12 protein-coding genes are annotated in these 15,864 nt (G+C 39.5%); 2 read left to right on the top strand and 10 right to left on the bottom strand.

What is annotated here, in order from left to right; genetic code table 11:
* Nucleotides 1–27: 27 nt before the first annotated feature.
* Nucleotides 28–405: a DUF779 domain-containing protein gene (locus H7U17_RS01885; protein WP_186754195.1), complete on the top strand. Its 378-nt coding sequence runs from the start codon at nucleotides 28–30 to the stop codon at nucleotides 403–405.
* Between the two features lie 502 nt (nucleotides 406–907).
* Here the strand turns inward: H7U17_RS01885 and H7U17_RS01880 are convergent.
* From H7U17_RS01880 to H7U17_RS01845, 8 genes are all read right to left on the bottom strand, one after another.
* Nucleotides 908–1,525 carry a hypothetical protein gene (locus tag H7U17_RS01880; RefSeq protein WP_186754193.1) on the bottom strand — a complete coding sequence of 206 codons (618 nt, stop codon included), beginning with the start codon at nucleotides 1,523–1,525 and terminating at the stop codon, nucleotides 908–910.
* Between the two features lie 421 nt (nucleotides 1,526–1,946).
* Nucleotides 1,947–2,126 carry a hypothetical protein gene (locus H7U17_RS01875; RefSeq protein ID WP_186754191.1) on the bottom strand — a complete coding sequence of 60 codons (180 nt, stop codon included), beginning with the start codon at nucleotides 2,124–2,126 and terminating at the stop codon, nucleotides 1,947–1,949.
* A gap of 43 nt (nucleotides 2,127–2,169) precedes the next feature.
* Complete coding sequence (locus H7U17_RS01870) at nucleotides 2,170–3,759, bottom strand: O-antigen ligase family protein (protein WP_186754189.1); 1,590 nt, start codon at nucleotides 3,757–3,759, stop codon at nucleotides 2,170–2,172.
* Nucleotides 3,760–3,810: 51 nt separating this feature from the next.
* On the bottom strand, nucleotides 3,811–4,368 hold the full coding sequence (locus tag H7U17_RS01865) for a hypothetical protein (protein ID WP_186754187.1): 558 nt from the start codon (nucleotides 4,366–4,368) through the stop codon (nucleotides 3,811–3,813).
* A 166-nt stretch (nucleotides 4,369–4,534) separates the two neighbouring features.
* A complete protein-coding gene (locus H7U17_RS01860) occupies nucleotides 4,535–5,137 on the bottom strand; it encodes a hypothetical protein (RefSeq protein ID WP_186754185.1) in 603 nt (200 codons plus the stop codon).
* Between the two features lie 3 nt (nucleotides 5,138–5,140).
* Nucleotides 5,141–6,136, bottom strand: a complete 996-nt coding sequence (locus tag H7U17_RS01855; RefSeq protein ID WP_186754183.1) for a hypothetical protein — start codon at nucleotides 6,134–6,136, stop codon at nucleotides 5,141–5,143.
* Nucleotides 6,137–6,240: 104 nt separating this feature from the next.
* Nucleotides 6,241–9,066, bottom strand: coding sequence for an RICIN domain-containing protein (locus H7U17_RS20755; RefSeq protein WP_186754181.1), 2,826 nt, complete (start codon nucleotides 9,064–9,066; stop codon nucleotides 6,241–6,243).
* A 128-nt stretch (nucleotides 9,067–9,194) separates the two neighbouring features.
* On the bottom strand, nucleotides 9,195–9,521 hold the full coding sequence (locus H7U17_RS01845; RefSeq protein ID WP_186754179.1) for a LytTR family DNA-binding domain-containing protein: 327 nt from the start codon (nucleotides 9,519–9,521) through the stop codon (nucleotides 9,195–9,197).
* Between the two features lie 389 nt (nucleotides 9,522–9,910).
* Here H7U17_RS01845 and H7U17_RS01840 point away from each other — a divergent pair, with 389 nt between their 5' ends.
* Nucleotides 9,911–10,078 (top strand): DUF779 domain-containing protein, encoded by a 168-nt coding sequence (locus tag H7U17_RS01840; protein ID WP_394353712.1) that lies wholly within the window; start codon nucleotides 9,911–9,913, stop codon nucleotides 10,076–10,078.
* A gap of 132 nt (nucleotides 10,079–10,210) precedes the next feature.
* Here the strand turns inward: H7U17_RS01840 and H7U17_RS01835 are convergent, their stop codons facing one another.
* Both H7U17_RS01835 and H7U17_RS01830 read right to left on the bottom strand, forming a co-directional pair.
* Nucleotides 10,211–13,330 (bottom strand): glycoside hydrolase family 2 TIM barrel-domain containing protein, encoded by a 3,120-nt coding sequence (locus tag H7U17_RS01835; protein ID WP_186754177.1) that lies wholly within the window; start codon nucleotides 13,328–13,330, stop codon nucleotides 10,211–10,213.
* A 247-nt stretch (nucleotides 13,331–13,577) separates the two neighbouring features.
* Nucleotides 13,578–15,725 (bottom strand): family 43 glycosylhydrolase, encoded by a 2,148-nt coding sequence (locus H7U17_RS01830; protein ID WP_186754175.1) that lies wholly within the window; start codon nucleotides 15,723–15,725, stop codon nucleotides 13,578–13,580.
* Nucleotides 15,726–15,864: the final 139 nt, after the last annotated feature.

Raw genomic sequence — 15,864 nt, 5'->3', positions numbered from 1 at the left:
CTTTTCTTTTCATCAAAACAAGCAATTATGGCTTATCAAAGACTAGGTATTAGCGATGCAGCAAAAGTATTAATTGACCAACTAAAAACTGACCATGGTCCCTTGATGTTCCATCAAAGTGGTGGCTGTTGTGATGGTTCCAGCCCCATGTGCTATGCCAAGGGAGAATTCAAAACAGGAGCCTCTGATGTCTGGTTGGGCAATGTGCATGGATGTGATTTTTTCATGTCCAAGGACCAGTTTGAATACTGGAAGCACACCCACCTGACCTTGGATGTCACCGATGGCCGAGGGGCGAGTTTCTCATTGGAAATCCCCTATGGAAAAAGATTTATGATCCGTAGCAGGATGCTCACTGAGGAGGAGCTTGACGACTTGGAACCAGTTAAAAGTGGGGAAATGTAACGACACAATCATAAAGCATAAAAGCTACTATCAAAAGAAATATCACCGTCAATACCAGCTCACTGGTTTGGTAACGCTTTTTGGGCAGTAATGACTTCATACTATGCAGGAAAAAAATAGCTGATAAAATCAGGAAATAAAACGATTCTTTCCAAGTGATAACATCAAAGCCGATGATGGCAAAGCCTCCCAAAAACAAGGCAAGTCCCATGTACCATTTATTGATATTTTCTTCATAAATACTATTATTGAGTTAACCTTAAACAGTCGTATAAAGCATGTTGTTTCCTTTGCCCCACTATATTGGACAGAGTGGGCTCAACTGTCTAGACAGCTGCCCCGCTGTGACAAGGTCGTTTGTTTAATTGCTTCACGGAAAAATTACGTTTAGCTATTTGAAATCTATCAGTTAAGCAAACCTTGCCTTCCGGCAAACAGGTAACCAATTAAACAAGAAGATGGTTACTAAATGCATCGACAAATCATACTTAACATTACCCTATTATTCTTTTTGCTTCTGCCGCTCCTCATGCTGCTTCACCAACTCCATGGGAATATCCATCCCAAACATATTCCCCTTCAATAGCACCTTGTGGCTCTTTGGGTTCACAAATACATAGTGGTAATAGGTTTTTGGGCCATATACAAATTTGATCTTGTAGACCTCATCCCCTTTCTGGATATATTCATGGCTCATGGTGGAAATAAATTCATCTATGTCTGGCTTGTCCCTATTGGTAAAAGTATCAATAGTCAATTTAACATGGTATTCATATCCTTTATCAGACGTACTTCCCATTCCACTCGTATATCCCCATTTGGCCGCCTCAGGGCCAAAATTCTTTTGGACATATTTCTTAGCTTGTCGCTTATTGTTGACCGTACCCACCCGCTCATAAGAAAGAAGATCGAACTCCTTCGAATTTTCGACAAAACGGGAAAAATTCCTAAACAGGTTCTCAAAATTCACCTCACTGGAAGTCAACGGTGCTCCATATTGATAGAGGGTGGTTACCTCAGGATCTTTTTGCTGATTCTGCGGAACATCGGCAGCCCATCCATTGGACAAAATCACCAGGTGAAACAGGGCTACTAGGGTTAAAATTTTAGTCGTTTTCATAGTTATTTTATTAGGTTTAAATTATATCATTAATCAATTCTATTCATTTTAACATATATTTTCTATGAATGACCACTTGCTTTTAAGTAGACATTTTTTCTTTAATTCTTCTTTTATTTACTTTTTCCATTGATGAAAAAGTAACAAAAAATCTAGGCCTGTGGAGCATCTTTCAAATTGGGCCATTTTCGTTAACGATTTTATTTGGTTTACCCAATTTGATTTTGTACCAATTGCTTCAGGCTAAAAATGAGTGGATCTTGCTCGTCCACTTCGCAAGCTAACTCATTTTCTTAACGCCTTCCGCAATTGCCCCAAATACAGATGCTCCAAGGGCCATTTTATGGGTTTCCGTTTGAAATACTGATTCTTGGAGCCTGCATGCAATGCCGCGGATACGAACAAATCATATTTATTTAACTTACAAGGCCTCTTCATTTATTCTTTTCTCTTTTAGCGATTTCCACCAAAACGTCGATAGCTTCCCACAAAATATCCCTGACAATAAGGCGATAAAGCCATAATCATGGAAAGCGGCATACAGTCCCAAGGCCAGTAAGCCGATTAAAAGAAGCAATTGAACCTTTGCTGTCAAATTCATAGGTTTAATCATTATAATCCTTAACCCATATTTCACTTCCAAATCATAAAGCGGCTGAAACACTGTTTTTCTCAACAAATTCCCTCATCTCTCTTTTTATCGCATCTATTATAGATGATTCCACTTTCACTTCTTTCTCCAATAAACCTTCAGCTAGTAAGGTGGCTTGCTTTATATTTCCGTTACGTTCATAAATCTTCACCAATCTGTACAAGGGATAAAATCTATTGGGAATCATTCTGGAAGCCTTTTCAAAATGCTGTTCTGCTTTTTCTATAGCATCCAATTCGGAATAATTATCTGCCAATAGCAACTGGACATCAAAATCATTCAATTTCTTTTTACATTCTTCCAAAACTAGATTACTATCCTCATACCGATGCAACACATTCAGTTCCGCAGCATAATTATACAAGAAGTAAGGATTGTTTTTCAGTTTGGGATATAGCTTCCGATATTCCATCATCATTTCTTCAGTTTTCCCTTGCAAGGAACTGACCGCTATTTCTTTCCACTGTATTTCAGCTTTGGCTTGATGATAAAAGTGAACCATGCTCCAACAGCCAACTAAAACCATAGTCAACCTTAATAAGGAACGTTGTTTGCGTTTAATTTTTATCTCATAACCCGGCAAACCCATTGCCAAGAATACAGCCAACAACAACCAACATGCGGCATAATCAAGGGGGTAGGAAAAGGATGCAAGGACAAAAAATCCAGTTAATCCACTTAAGGTTAAAGACCTAAAAAGAGACCTAGATTTTGCTATTTTAAAAATCAGATAACCTATACTAAACAAAACGAAAAGTAATCCCAGTAGGCCAAATTTTACCGTAAGCAACAAGAACTCATTAAAAGAGTGCATTACATTATCCGCAAGAATACTATATTCCGATTCCGGGTTGGACTCAAAAAATTTTGCCTGATAATCCATATAATTGGCTTTAAACCCATCAAGGCCAAAGCCTAACAAAGGGAGGTCCCTGATCATTTCCAGTGATACTTTCCAGATAAGCAGCCTGCCATCAGCAGAATCTTTCTTTGTCCAATAGAGAAGTAGACAAAAAGAAATCAAAATAAAAGCAACAACAGAAAGAATAAGCACTTTTTTCTTACCCGTTAATTTCAATGCTCTCCCTTTTGTAATACCCACAAATACCAGAAAAGAGGCCAACATGGCCAGCATCCCAGTTCTGGATTCAGCTAAAACTATCGAAACACACAGAAACACAAGACTTATAACTATCAGATTCCTTTCATTCCCTTTTGAAATATCATACAAATACAAGCCGAATGGAAGGCTCAAAGCCAAGACTGCCGCATAACCAGCAGGGTTATCAAAGCTTCCGGTTATAGGGAACGCTGTATTATTGGATTGAAATATATCCAAGTACTGTAAGCCTCCAAAAATGGCTTGAACAAGTCCAACCCCAAAAATAAGTTTTATAAAAAGCCCGGCTTTTACCGCATTGTCAATATCACTTTTCCGCATTCCCAGTAGTCCAACCAATACGAATAAAGCGGCTGCGCCAATACCGGTAAAATAGAATTTCGGATCCTGTTCCTTATTTACAAGTTTCTCTGAAGTGAGAAATACACTTCCGAGATATAATAAAGTCACCCCATATTTCATTTTCTCCTAACTACTTGAAAGAATAAACTCCAGCCTATATGGTTATAGATCTTAGAATAATCTTTCCTTAAAGATTCGCATATCACTGCGCCGACACATTCTATCCAGCGCATCTTTTTTCTCTTCTATGCCGAAAAATAAGTTATCATAAACAACCTTATTTTCCACAGAACTGCAAATGACATAATGATCATATTTCTTATCCTCTATTTCCAATTTGACAAGAAATACCTTATCCCCAATATGAACTTTGTCTTTAAACACATCTCTCATGATCTTGGACCTATTTTCCACTTCCGACTTATACGATATTTTTTGGAGGGAATCCAATGGCATTTCCTTAATAACATCCTCCCAAGGCTCAGCATGAAAATACAGTTTCATTGTATATATGGTGGTATCTGAATTACCCCTTTCCCCATGTTTCCCACTTTTTCTACTTATTAATGATTCCCAACCATTCATTTTCTTCGCATAGCGGTCTATCTGATGACTGTCATTTAATATCTCCACATAGTGATAAGAAACCAACTCTGTCTCTTGATGATTGGTCACCCACTTAGGCCAATTGTCAAACAGGTTTTCAAAATTCGATTCGCAACCGGTCAAGGGGACACCGTATCCATATATGCTGACCTTATCCCAATTTTGATCTTGTCCATATGTTATTGCACTTACAATCAGAAAAAAAACTAATAATATTTTATTTTCATTAATTTTATATTTTGAGCCTATAAATCACTAATAATTCAATTCATTTGGACTGAAATATTCTTTACATTGGGTCCTTAACTTTGATATTCTGGAAGAGATTATCCCAAATGACAAGATTATTTACACCATCGCAAATAACATAATTAGTATATACCGATTCGTTATTTCTAAAGAACACGGCATACACCTTGTCCCCTTTATTCAAAATTTTATCCGCCGCTTTTTTAAGTGTTGCTCTCTCCTTCTCAAATGCCATCATCATTTTTTCTGCTTCTTCTTTGCTCATTCCTTCAGCATTTACTAGTTCCCTAAATCTGAAGAAATCAAAATTTTGCTCTTCTAATAAGGAATCACCGCTTCCTGACATGTGGGAACTAACTCGGGAAAATAAAGCATCATTACCTGTGAGTGAATTAATATAGTTATTGATCAACTCTTGGTTGTTTAATTCTTCAACAAAAGTATAACCGATTATATGGAAATCCCCGGCATTGGTAATATTCTCTTTATTCCAATTATGAAGTAAATTTTCGAAATTCGATTCACAAGTAGAAATAGGATCACCTACTTCATAAATGCTTTTAGATGCCCATGCTGAATTGGTTTGTGAATAAACCGGTACAACAATTACAATCCAACTAAGTAATAACAAAACCTTTTTCATATCTTAATTCAATTGATTTGGTGAAACATACTCACTTCCTGACCCATGCGCTTCTGTACCTAATGAAGTACCTATCTCTACAGTCCAACTAGATCCAGTAAATACCAATTCTATTGAAAAAGCTGGTGTAGCAATATACCAACCCCACGTAACATTATAATGTCCATTTGTACCAGTTTGTGCAGAAAGAACAGTTACTTTTGAATCTGATTTTCCGATACTCATATAGTCATTCGCATATTGGTAATAACTATCGATTGATTTAACACCATTAACTGCCATCCCACTTACGCTGTAATAAACTTCTGCAAAACCTCTTTCTGATCCCCATAACCAATATGCTGTTCCACCTTTTGTTCTAGAAAAGCTTATTGGTCCATTTTGTGTTTCAACACTCGCTGATTTTAATCGCTTATGTGAATGGGGCACATTACTTTGAGAAGCACTTAATATAAAAATGTTTGTAATTATATTATCATATATCAATCCCTGTTCATCAGACACTATGCATGTACTATAAAACTCTGATCCATTATAATTCCATAAAATTTTCACTATATCTACACCAATGGAAACTGTACTATCCAAAAATGATATTAACCTATCTTCAGTGTACCTTTGTGCAGAAGTTTCCATTTTTTTCGCATCCTCTATTGATATTGGTTTAACCTTTTCCATACTTTTGTCAAAAAGTGGAATAAAGCTTTTATCATCAAGAATGTTAGACTTAACTATTTCAATATCATTTAAAGATTTTACTTTTCCATTAACATAATAATCAACCAGTTTTATCCCACTGGATTCCAATATATCGATCTTATTATTTTGTATATATTCCAACTTGTACTCCCAACCAATTTCTTCAGCCGAAGATTCGTAACTGGATGAGGATTTCAAATGATATTCCATTGGAGAAACACTATCTTCCGCAATACAGGAATAAAATAAAATTGCGAATATCACAAGATTAATAATTCTAAAATTCAAAAGTTTTTTCATTTCTTTTTAGTTTAGTTTATAAATTGATTAAAATCATTGCAAAAACATGGCTTTTTGTTTTCGATAAATTCGAATAGCAAGGCATTGATATTATTTCCTACCCCCTACCACCAAACCTGCTTCCCCTGCTCATACGTAAATATCCTTTCTTCCCTTCCCTTGGTATGGTTATGCAAAAGGTACAAGGCGCCAGAAGGCACATCCTCAAAGACCAGTGTGTCCGCTTCCGCCACCTGCCTTCCGGCTGATATCCATTCTTTGTCCCAATAGACCAGTTCGTATGTATCCCCAGGCTCTATGATATTCCCATCGGTCCTGGACATAAAGCGGATGCTATCGACTATTACAGGTTCCTCCAGTTCAAGCCCCACCCAAGCCCTGGAAGGCTCAGGTGCTTCGAAATAAGTCAACACATTTCTGTCAAATACTTTGTGCACGGTATTCCCATTGTCATTGAGGCTGCCTGGGGTGCCAATGATTTCCCCGCTCAGTTCCTTTCCTTTTTCATCATAGAACACCAATTCATTTAAGGTACAGTGTCGGTTATCCGGGCCGATATACCTTAAATATTTGAAGGGTTCTTTTATATCCAACTTTATATTGTAATATCCGCCATTGGTAATTCCATGAAAAGTATAAAGGGTTACCACATCGGAAAAATCTGCTTTATTAGCACCCTGGAACCTTCCCCCGTTCATTTTATTGTTGTGAAAGCCTCCGGCATAATGGTAATAGTGTTTCCGGTATAACCGCATTTGCTGCAGCCGGGTACTGTCAGGCTGGAGATACCGCACCGCTCCCTCCCTGGTCATCAAAAAGGCATCATCAAAAACTTCAAGATTTCCATTTTCGGAATAATACACAGGCATATAAGTGATCCCCTTGCCCATATTCTTAAAAACCACACTGTCCCTGGTGGTTTCCCCCCAGTATATGGGTACCCAGTCCTTGTTATTAAAGACAGACAGGTAGGCAAACCTCCTTTTGGAATCAGCATGATACTTCAGTGGCAGCTTGATATCCGTTGTTTCTTTATACTCATGGGTAACATCTATAAAATGGGAATCTTCAAAAAGCTCCGGAATACTTTCCTGTCCCCCATTGATCCGGGCAAGACTTTCAGGATTGGAGGAAAAAGTCTGTCGAAAGACCTTGGCCATGGGATGATCCCAATAATAAATATGCGCTCCGGGAAGGTTTCTAAAATGGTATTTGACCGTCTTCCCGGCGCTGTCCAGTAAGGCATTCCATTCGTGTCCTTGGGAACGGAAGGGCCACTGGGGCACAAAATCCCTGGCCATGGGAATGCCCAATCCTCTGGACAGGTAAGTCAAATATTGAACCTCTTCCCTGCAGTTACCAAACTTCGCATCAAATAGATCCAAAGCACCTACACTTGGTAAATATCCATCTAACAAATACCACTCAAAGCCCATCGTTTCTCGAAAAGTCCGGTAAGAGTAATCCATCACGGTGCCTATTTGATGATGGGCCAAACGGTCTTCTCCCACACTATCCAGTTTTAGGTGCCATAATTGATGGGGCTTCCCCTCAAAAACATTTTGTACCACATGGCCAGCTAAGGAATCCTCTTGGCTCAGCTCCAAGCTTTTTCCACTGTAGCGGCTAATGATTTGGAAATACCCGCTGTCTACGGGAACAAAAGCCCATTGCTGATTGGCACCGCCCCAGTCCCTGTAGTGACCTATCCGCCCACCATTATCCTTGGAAAACTTATAAAGGTCCAACACTTCAGGATGGCTATTACCGGCATGAGGGATTACTTTATAAAATCCATAGTCTGTGTAGGAAAGCTGGAATTTTTGTTCCTCCCTGTCAGTTGGTCCACTTACCTTTAAGAACTGGTCATCCTCTCCAAAAGTCATGGCCTGTCCCGTTGCCTTGTTGGTCAATTGGTATATCCCACCGGACTTGGGGTTTCCGCTTAAGATATTATCAAATGAAACGGCAGGGTAAAGCTCCATAAAATCTATCCATACCTCCTCTTCCTCCAATTCAATCCTTATTTCGTTTTTCTCCTCCTGAAGGTAAACCGGTACCCTCACCTTATCCAAACCAGGATTGGACCAGGCACCTGTTGTTTTTAGCGTGAAGGCTGTTTTCTCCTGACCATTTACTTGTATATTTCCTTTTACGGTTTTTCCTCCGTTGAAATATTGAATGGCCAGCACATTATCGCCGACTTGGCAAAGAGGAATATCCTTTAAAACAATTTGACCTTTGCCAGTCAAGCAGACCACCTTTCCTCCAGAAGCCCTGAAATTCCCCAAAGTATCCACTCCTTCATTGAAAACAACAAAATCCTCCGCTTCATAAAATTGGCCTTCATCAAAATTGATCAAATCAAGTTGGGGCTGAATTTCAGCTTCAAAGTGGGATCGCCAATCGGTCAATTTTTCATCTGACATCCGATAGGGTAGCACATACTCACAAAAGGTTTCAAAGCTATAATTATCCTTCCAAGGGGTCTTTTCCCAAGTAGCAAAGACCTGATCGATATGGTTGATCAAATAATCCGAGGAAATATGATGGGTATCATAAGCCCTCTCCGCATCAAAATTAATTTGAAGGGAATCCAGGTAGTGACGGTACAGCTCCTTTCTCTGCGGACCCGGTATATTGCCCAACTCCCGATAAAGACTGGCCAAATGGTCTGTACCCTCTACCGTTCTGGAATAATAGCCGCCCATATTCCCAATCAGAAAGAATGCCGCTTGAAGCTTTAGGGAATCTTCAGGATGCTGGGCATAATGAATCATTACACTTTCCAACTCTCCTCTATTGTCTCCCGCCTTTTCCAAAACCTCAACGACTTGATGGGGGGCGATCTTCTCTATATCTACCGGCTTATGGCAGGCATACCATAAAAAAGATAAAACCAATAAAAATACTGCTCTATAAAAAATCACTGTTATAATATTCTATTAAAACTTCCTACAAACGTATTATACCCCACCATAAAAAAAAAGTACTGTACCACATGTTACGTAAGTGTCATTAATATACGTGATGAACGTGCCGATTTTCCAGATAAGCGTCAACAACCAAAAAAACTGGTGATTTCTTTGATCTTACGTGCTGACACTTTGTATTCGCTCTGATCGGACAAAACCACGCATTTATTCACCCGGTTATACTTTCGGATTTTATTGGCATTGACAATACAGCTTCTATTGATCCGCATAAAATCCTCCGACAATTTCTCCTCTACGGAGCTTAAGGCCATGGTACATTGAAACACCTGTTCTGCTTCCATCCTGCAGGTCACTAGATTGCCTTCCACTTCAAGGCACAGTAATTCCTCCTCGGCAACTCTAAGCATTTCAGATTCATTCTTCAGTATGATTATTCCTTCTTTTGTCATTTAAAAATGTGAATCAAAAAACCATATACTATTTTAAACATCAGTCAAAAAACTCGATCTTTAATTTAAAATTTATCCAACCCAAAAGTTGGAATTGGAGCAAATAAACCCACAGTATTTATCGCTCATTTACCATCATCATTACCAAATCAACATGCTGATCTGGTAATTGAAAATCACATTAAATCTGTTAGTAAATTTTCAAATCCCTATCGACTCAATAATATACCTTCCCTTTACATGTATAGAGACTTGAAAACAAAAACTTCCATCATAAAAATTGATTATTTTCCTCCCCCCCATTTACTTCCCCTAGCATATTCAATAAAAGCCAAAAAGCCCCAATCTTAGCATCCTTTCTATCCCATTACTAAAAAACTTCACATGATATATTAAGACACTGGAAACATACCCATCTGACCTTGGATGTCACCGATGGCCGAGGGGCAAGCTTCTCACTGGAAATCCCCTATGGCAAAAGATTTATGATCCGCAGCAGAATGCTAACCGAAGAAGAGCTAGCCGATCTGGAACCAGTTAAAAGTGGTGAATTATAGATTACTGAAAAAAGCCAAGCCCAAATCAATAGATGATTCAAACTTGGCTTTTTTGCTTTTTATTTTTTACCTGAACTACAACTGAGATCTCATATCTCCATACTCAAGACTAGAGACTCAATACTCTAGGAACTAATCCACCAACCTAATCACATAACTGTATTCAAATTGCTTATCAGTCAAGAGGTATTCTCTATGAGGATATTGTCCCCAGCTATTGTCTCCGCCTAATCCACGTTGTTTCCAGTCGATATGTAAGAAAACTGAATTGTGCGTTTTGATATCTGTAGGATGTTGTTGTTTTTTATTCAAGCCTGGATCCAAATCCTCCGTCTTCACATCCAAAGCACTTACGCTCAATGGCTGTAAACCCTGGATCTGCACACCCTGACCTTGATCATTCCTTAATTCCAACCATCTCACATCGGTTTTATTTCCTGATTCCTGTGGTCTGATATACTCCCAATGGAACTGGTTGGCCACTTTATCTTCATAATGTCCCACAAAAGAGGAATGCTTTCTGTCACTATAATTTTCCCATGGGCCACGGCCATAATAGGAGAAGTTGTCATTTCTACCCGGCAATTGCATGCGCATACCATATCTTGGCAATTCTGGCAATTCCCTACCTTCTAAATCCAAAGCAGCTGTTACCTTTACTGATCCATCTTTTTGGATAAGGTATTCCACGTTATAAGGCGCAGCAATATTGGTCAATTCATATTTTACCAAAATAGGCAGTCCTGCAGCACGCTCCTCCCCAATATTTACCTCTTTCACTTTTTGACCTATATGGGCAGATCGCCAAACACCTAATCTGGATGGCATATGGTTACCAAAGTCATTATCTGTGGGAGCTCTCCAAAAATAAGGACTTGGAAAATCCCTGATCAACCAAGGTTCACCATCCTTCAAGGTATATTTTCTGAACCTACCTCTTTTAAGGTCAAATTCCCCCAGCACTTTGCTGGTAGAGAATTTCAAGATTTCTCCATCTTTTTCCCATTTAAGGTCTCCGGAAGGTGATGCAATATGATCAAAATAGAAATCTTCATTAAAGGCAAATTGCTCTCTAGCGACTTCATGTCCACTTGGAATCAAAGGACTGGATTTTTTGGTATATGCATATACATTCAAGAAAGTTTCTACTTCACCCAACTCAGGCAAATCCAATTGAATCGTCTTTTTGCCATGAGGGGCCAACTCCACCTCAAATTCACCTGTTTCTACCACTTCACCATTTTCCAGCCATTCCCATTTGAAGGCATATTCCTCCAAATTGGTAAAATCAAATAAATTCTCGATTTCAATCTGTCCATCTTCAGTCCTTTCAAAAAGGATATTCTGATAAACTTTCTTCACTTCATTCAAGCCTGGATGTGGTCTTCTATCTGCAGTCACCAAGCCATTGGCACAGAAGTTTTCCTGGTTCACCAAGAAATAGCCACCCAAATCACCACCATATGCCCAGAATTCGTTGCCGTTATCATCTTCTGTCAGTATCCCCTGATCTACCCAATCCCAGATAAATCCACCCTGCATCTGCTTGCTGTCCATGATGATATCCCAGTACTCCTGAAAATTACCGGTACTGTTCCCCATAGCATGGGCATATTCACACATGATATAGGGCCTCGTTTTATCCGTAGCCTCTGCATAACGCTTCATATTGTTGATGCTTGGATACATTGGCGCTACGATATCCGTGTTTTCATTTTCACCTGCTTGCTCAAACTGAACCAGCCTCGATTCGTCACGCTCTTTCATCCAATTATAGGCTTCATAAAATACCGGTCCGTTACCACACTCATTCCCCATGGACCAAATGATCACAGAAGGGTGGTTTTTGTCTCTTTCCACTAATCTATGGATCCTGTCCATATGCGCTGGAGCCCACTCTTCTCTATATGCAGGGTGTCGCTCCTTATTGAACCATCCTTGCCACTCAGCCCCCATTCCATGGGTTTCGATATTCGCTTCATCCACTACATATAGCCCATATTCATCACATAAGGCATACCATTCGGAAGCATGTGGATAGTGGCTCATTCGCACAGCATTAAAGTTATTCTGCTTCATCAGCTGAATATCTTTCAGCATGATTTCACGATCAGGAACATGACCTTTGGTCTCGTGATGCTCATGCCTGTTGACTCCTTTGACCAAGACTGATTTGCCATTGACCATCAATTGGGCATCCTTGATTTCTACCGTACGGAAACCTGTTTTTTGGCTAATAGCGGCTAGGGTTTTCCCTTGACTATCTGTCAACTTAATCATATACCTGTATAAGTTAGGATGCTCTGCACTCCATTGCTTTACATTCCTAATCGTACTGGAAAAATTTACTTCCTGTGCAAAATCATTAATTGATTTTTCGTCTTGGAAAACTACCTTACCATTATCATCCATCAGCTCAAACTCGAGTTTAGCCGCAGGGATATCACTGTCCCCAAATACCCTCAGGTTAACCGTAGCATCTAATTTGCCATGTCTATATCTTTCATCTAGGCCACTTTTTACAAAATAATCCCAGATGGTCAACTTAGGAACTGCTTGAAGGAACACGGTTCGCTCTATCCCACTCAATCTCCAGAAATCCTGATCCTCCAAATAGCTGCCATCATGCCACCTGAATACCTGTACCGCCAAGGTATTTTCACCCGCTTGGAGATAATCGGTAATGATGAACTCAGCTGGGGTTTTGGCCGCTTTGGTCATGCCCACTTCCTTCCCATTCAGATAGACCTTGGCATAACCAGATATAGATCCGAAGTTCAGGATCACCTCTTTTCCATCCCAGTTCGTAGGAATGGTAAAGCTGCGTCTGTAAGTTCCTACAGGGTTATATTCGTTGTCCACATAGGGTGGATTTGCAGGAAAAGGATAGGTTACATTGGTATAGATAGGAATATCATATCCTTCCAATTCCCAATTGGAAGGCACCTTGATCTGATCCCAGTGCTGATCATTGAAATCAAGCTCATAAAAGTCTGTTGGGCGATCTTGGGGGCGCTTCACCAAGGAAAATTTCCAAAGACCATCCAAGCTTTTATAGGTCTCATTGGTTTCCTTATTTCCCTCAACTGCCTTTTCCTCGGTTGGGTAAGTAATAAAAAAAGCCCTGGCGGCTTCTTTGTTGCGGTCCAGAACACCTGGATTCTCCCATTCATTCTGTTCTGACTGGGCATTGAGGATGCCTGACAATAAGGCCACCATACTTCCAGTCATCAAAAGTTTTTTGAATAGCATATTTATAGGTTTCGTTAATTTTTTATTTGTTGGATATAAGGTTTCTACTTTGACTTCAATTTTTTAAGGTATCCTTTAATATTGAGCGACAACCAAATATAAGCAGTTATTTTAAAGACATATGGCTGTACAAGCTTAAGATTATCAGATTAAACCAAGAAAAAAACGGACTTTCCAAATAGTTTGAAAAATCCGAATTATCATTGATCGCAAAACATTTGACCACTATCTTTTTATTATAATCCTATTATTGAATTCCGTTGATTCCCTCCACTGTCGGGCTTACTTTTATGATATTGCCCGCTTCATCAAAAGTCAATGGATCAATACAAACCTCTCGATGATATCCAGCTGCCCTTCCCATATCAATACCATGTGGCCGCGTGAAACGGTGGTAAACAATATACCATTCGTCCTTTCCTGGTATTTGGATGACAGAATTATGACCTGTTCCATAAATCCTTTTTTCAGGTGCCTTGGCAATGACCAAATTATTTTCAGGAATGGTCAGCGGTCCCATCGGAGAATCAGCAAAAGCATACCTTACCCGATAATCCTCATCTCGGGTGTCATTTTCTGACCAAAGAAAATAATACTTCCCCTCTCTAAAAAACACTTCCGTGCCTTCTCTAAAGGTACCATCTTCAGGGGTCAAAAGCTTCAATTTATTTTTATCAAAGCTGACCATATCATCATTTAAGGGTACTGCAGCCAAATAGCCATTTCCCCAATAAAGATAATCCTTGCCAGTTTGAGGATCAGTAAATACATCTGGATCTATTTCTTGGCCACCACGAACACCCTCAGGCCTAAAATCAACCAGTGCCTTGCCGGAATCTACAAATGGTCCCGCAGGATCATCAGCAACCGCTACGCCCACCTTTTGGCCAGCAGTGAAATAATAGAAAAATTTATATTCTCCATTAATCTTCTTTTCAATGGCACAGGGTGCCCAGGCATTTCGGCTAGTCCAATCCACATCTTTTTTCAAATCCAAAATCACCCCATCATCCTTCCAGTTCACTAGATCTTCAGAGGAAAATGATTTAAAATATGTACCCGACCAACCTGTAAATCCATCACTGGTGGGATAAAGATGGAATTTACCGGTTTTCTCAGAGTAGATAATCTCAGGATCAGCATAATATCCCTTTAGTACAGGATTATGGTCTTTTCTTGCAGTTACTTGAAATGCTTTCTCAGTACCATCAGGAAGTGTCAAAGTATAATCCACTGGTCCATTGCTAAAATCCTGAGGGCCTTCAGGGCTGATCTGAAAACCAGCAAAAAGCACAAACTCTGGATTTACCTTTTCCAGGTCCACATCATACTTGACCGGCAAATAAATACCTCCATTGTCCTGATCAAGCATGACATTGTTTCCAAAGATTTGCTCATCATTGGTACTGAGAATCCAATTTTGTTCATCAATACCAAAAGCGTCTACCAAACGCGTCACTTCTTCCTGTGTGATGGGTAAAACAGTTCCATGCCTAGGATGGAAATTCATGCTCACCTGATCATCAATAATACTGAAGTTCTCCAAGTCGGTGCTTTCGGTAAATTGATAGGCCCCTTTCATATAGACATCGTACATCAGGATATACTTTTCGCTACCATTCAGCTTAAAAATCCCAGAACCTTCCACAGCTTCATTGGTTTGCTGCAGGTATTGATCTTGCATCACATAGCCTTCTGTCAATTGATCGGAAACAGCTTTCTTAATACCATTCCCATGACCTTCAGTCTTAAAGAACAAATGGTATTTGCCATTATGATGGATGATGTCTCCATCAATACAAGACTTTTCTTCTGGATGAAAAAACAATTGTTTTGGTACTGATTCCAATCCAGTAAAGTCTTTGTTGGCATAGGCATAATAGATGATGTCAGCCCCTCCTTCCTGTAGCATAGAAAAATAAACCATGTATTTACCAGCGGTTGGGTCATAAATAGTTTGAGGAGCCCATACCCGCTTTACATCCCCAAACTCTTCTGGAAACACATCAGGAATATGAACTGTGCTATGCGTCCAATTCACCAAATCCTTGGACTTTAAGAATACCATACCCTGATTGGTCCATCCATCTTCAGGAACGTACAGGTCTGTCAAAACCATATAAAACATTCCATCCTCGCCCCTAAGGATATGAGGATCTCTAACTCCTCCCCTGAGGCTGATACTATCTGCACTGATTACAGGCTGGTTATTGTTTAGCGCCCTATAATTGAATCCATCTTTACTAATGGCATAATGCACGGATTCCTCTCCCGGTCCATTGCCGGTAAAATACGCAAAAAGATAGGCCTCGGGGGCTTGACTTTGGGGTTTGCAGCTTATGAGTATTAGTGACACCATCGCTAGCAAGCCAGATAGGTTAAATAGGTTTTTCATGCTATAGAAAACGTTAATTGACGCCGAAGTATTTAACTGTATTTTCAACACTTAAATATATGCAAAAATATATCCCAAGGCTAAAGAATCCTTGTCCATTTATATTATGCTATATTTTTCAGTCTAACTGATTAAAGTA

This window comes from Echinicola salinicaeni (assembly GCF_014280965.1).
Taxonomy (GTDB): Bacteria; Bacteroidota; Bacteroidia; order Cytophagales; family Cyclobacteriaceae; genus Echinicola; species Echinicola salinicaeni.
The sequence above is the reverse complement of the archived record's forward strand: the minus strand, read 5'-3'. Positions and strand labels throughout refer to the sequence as shown.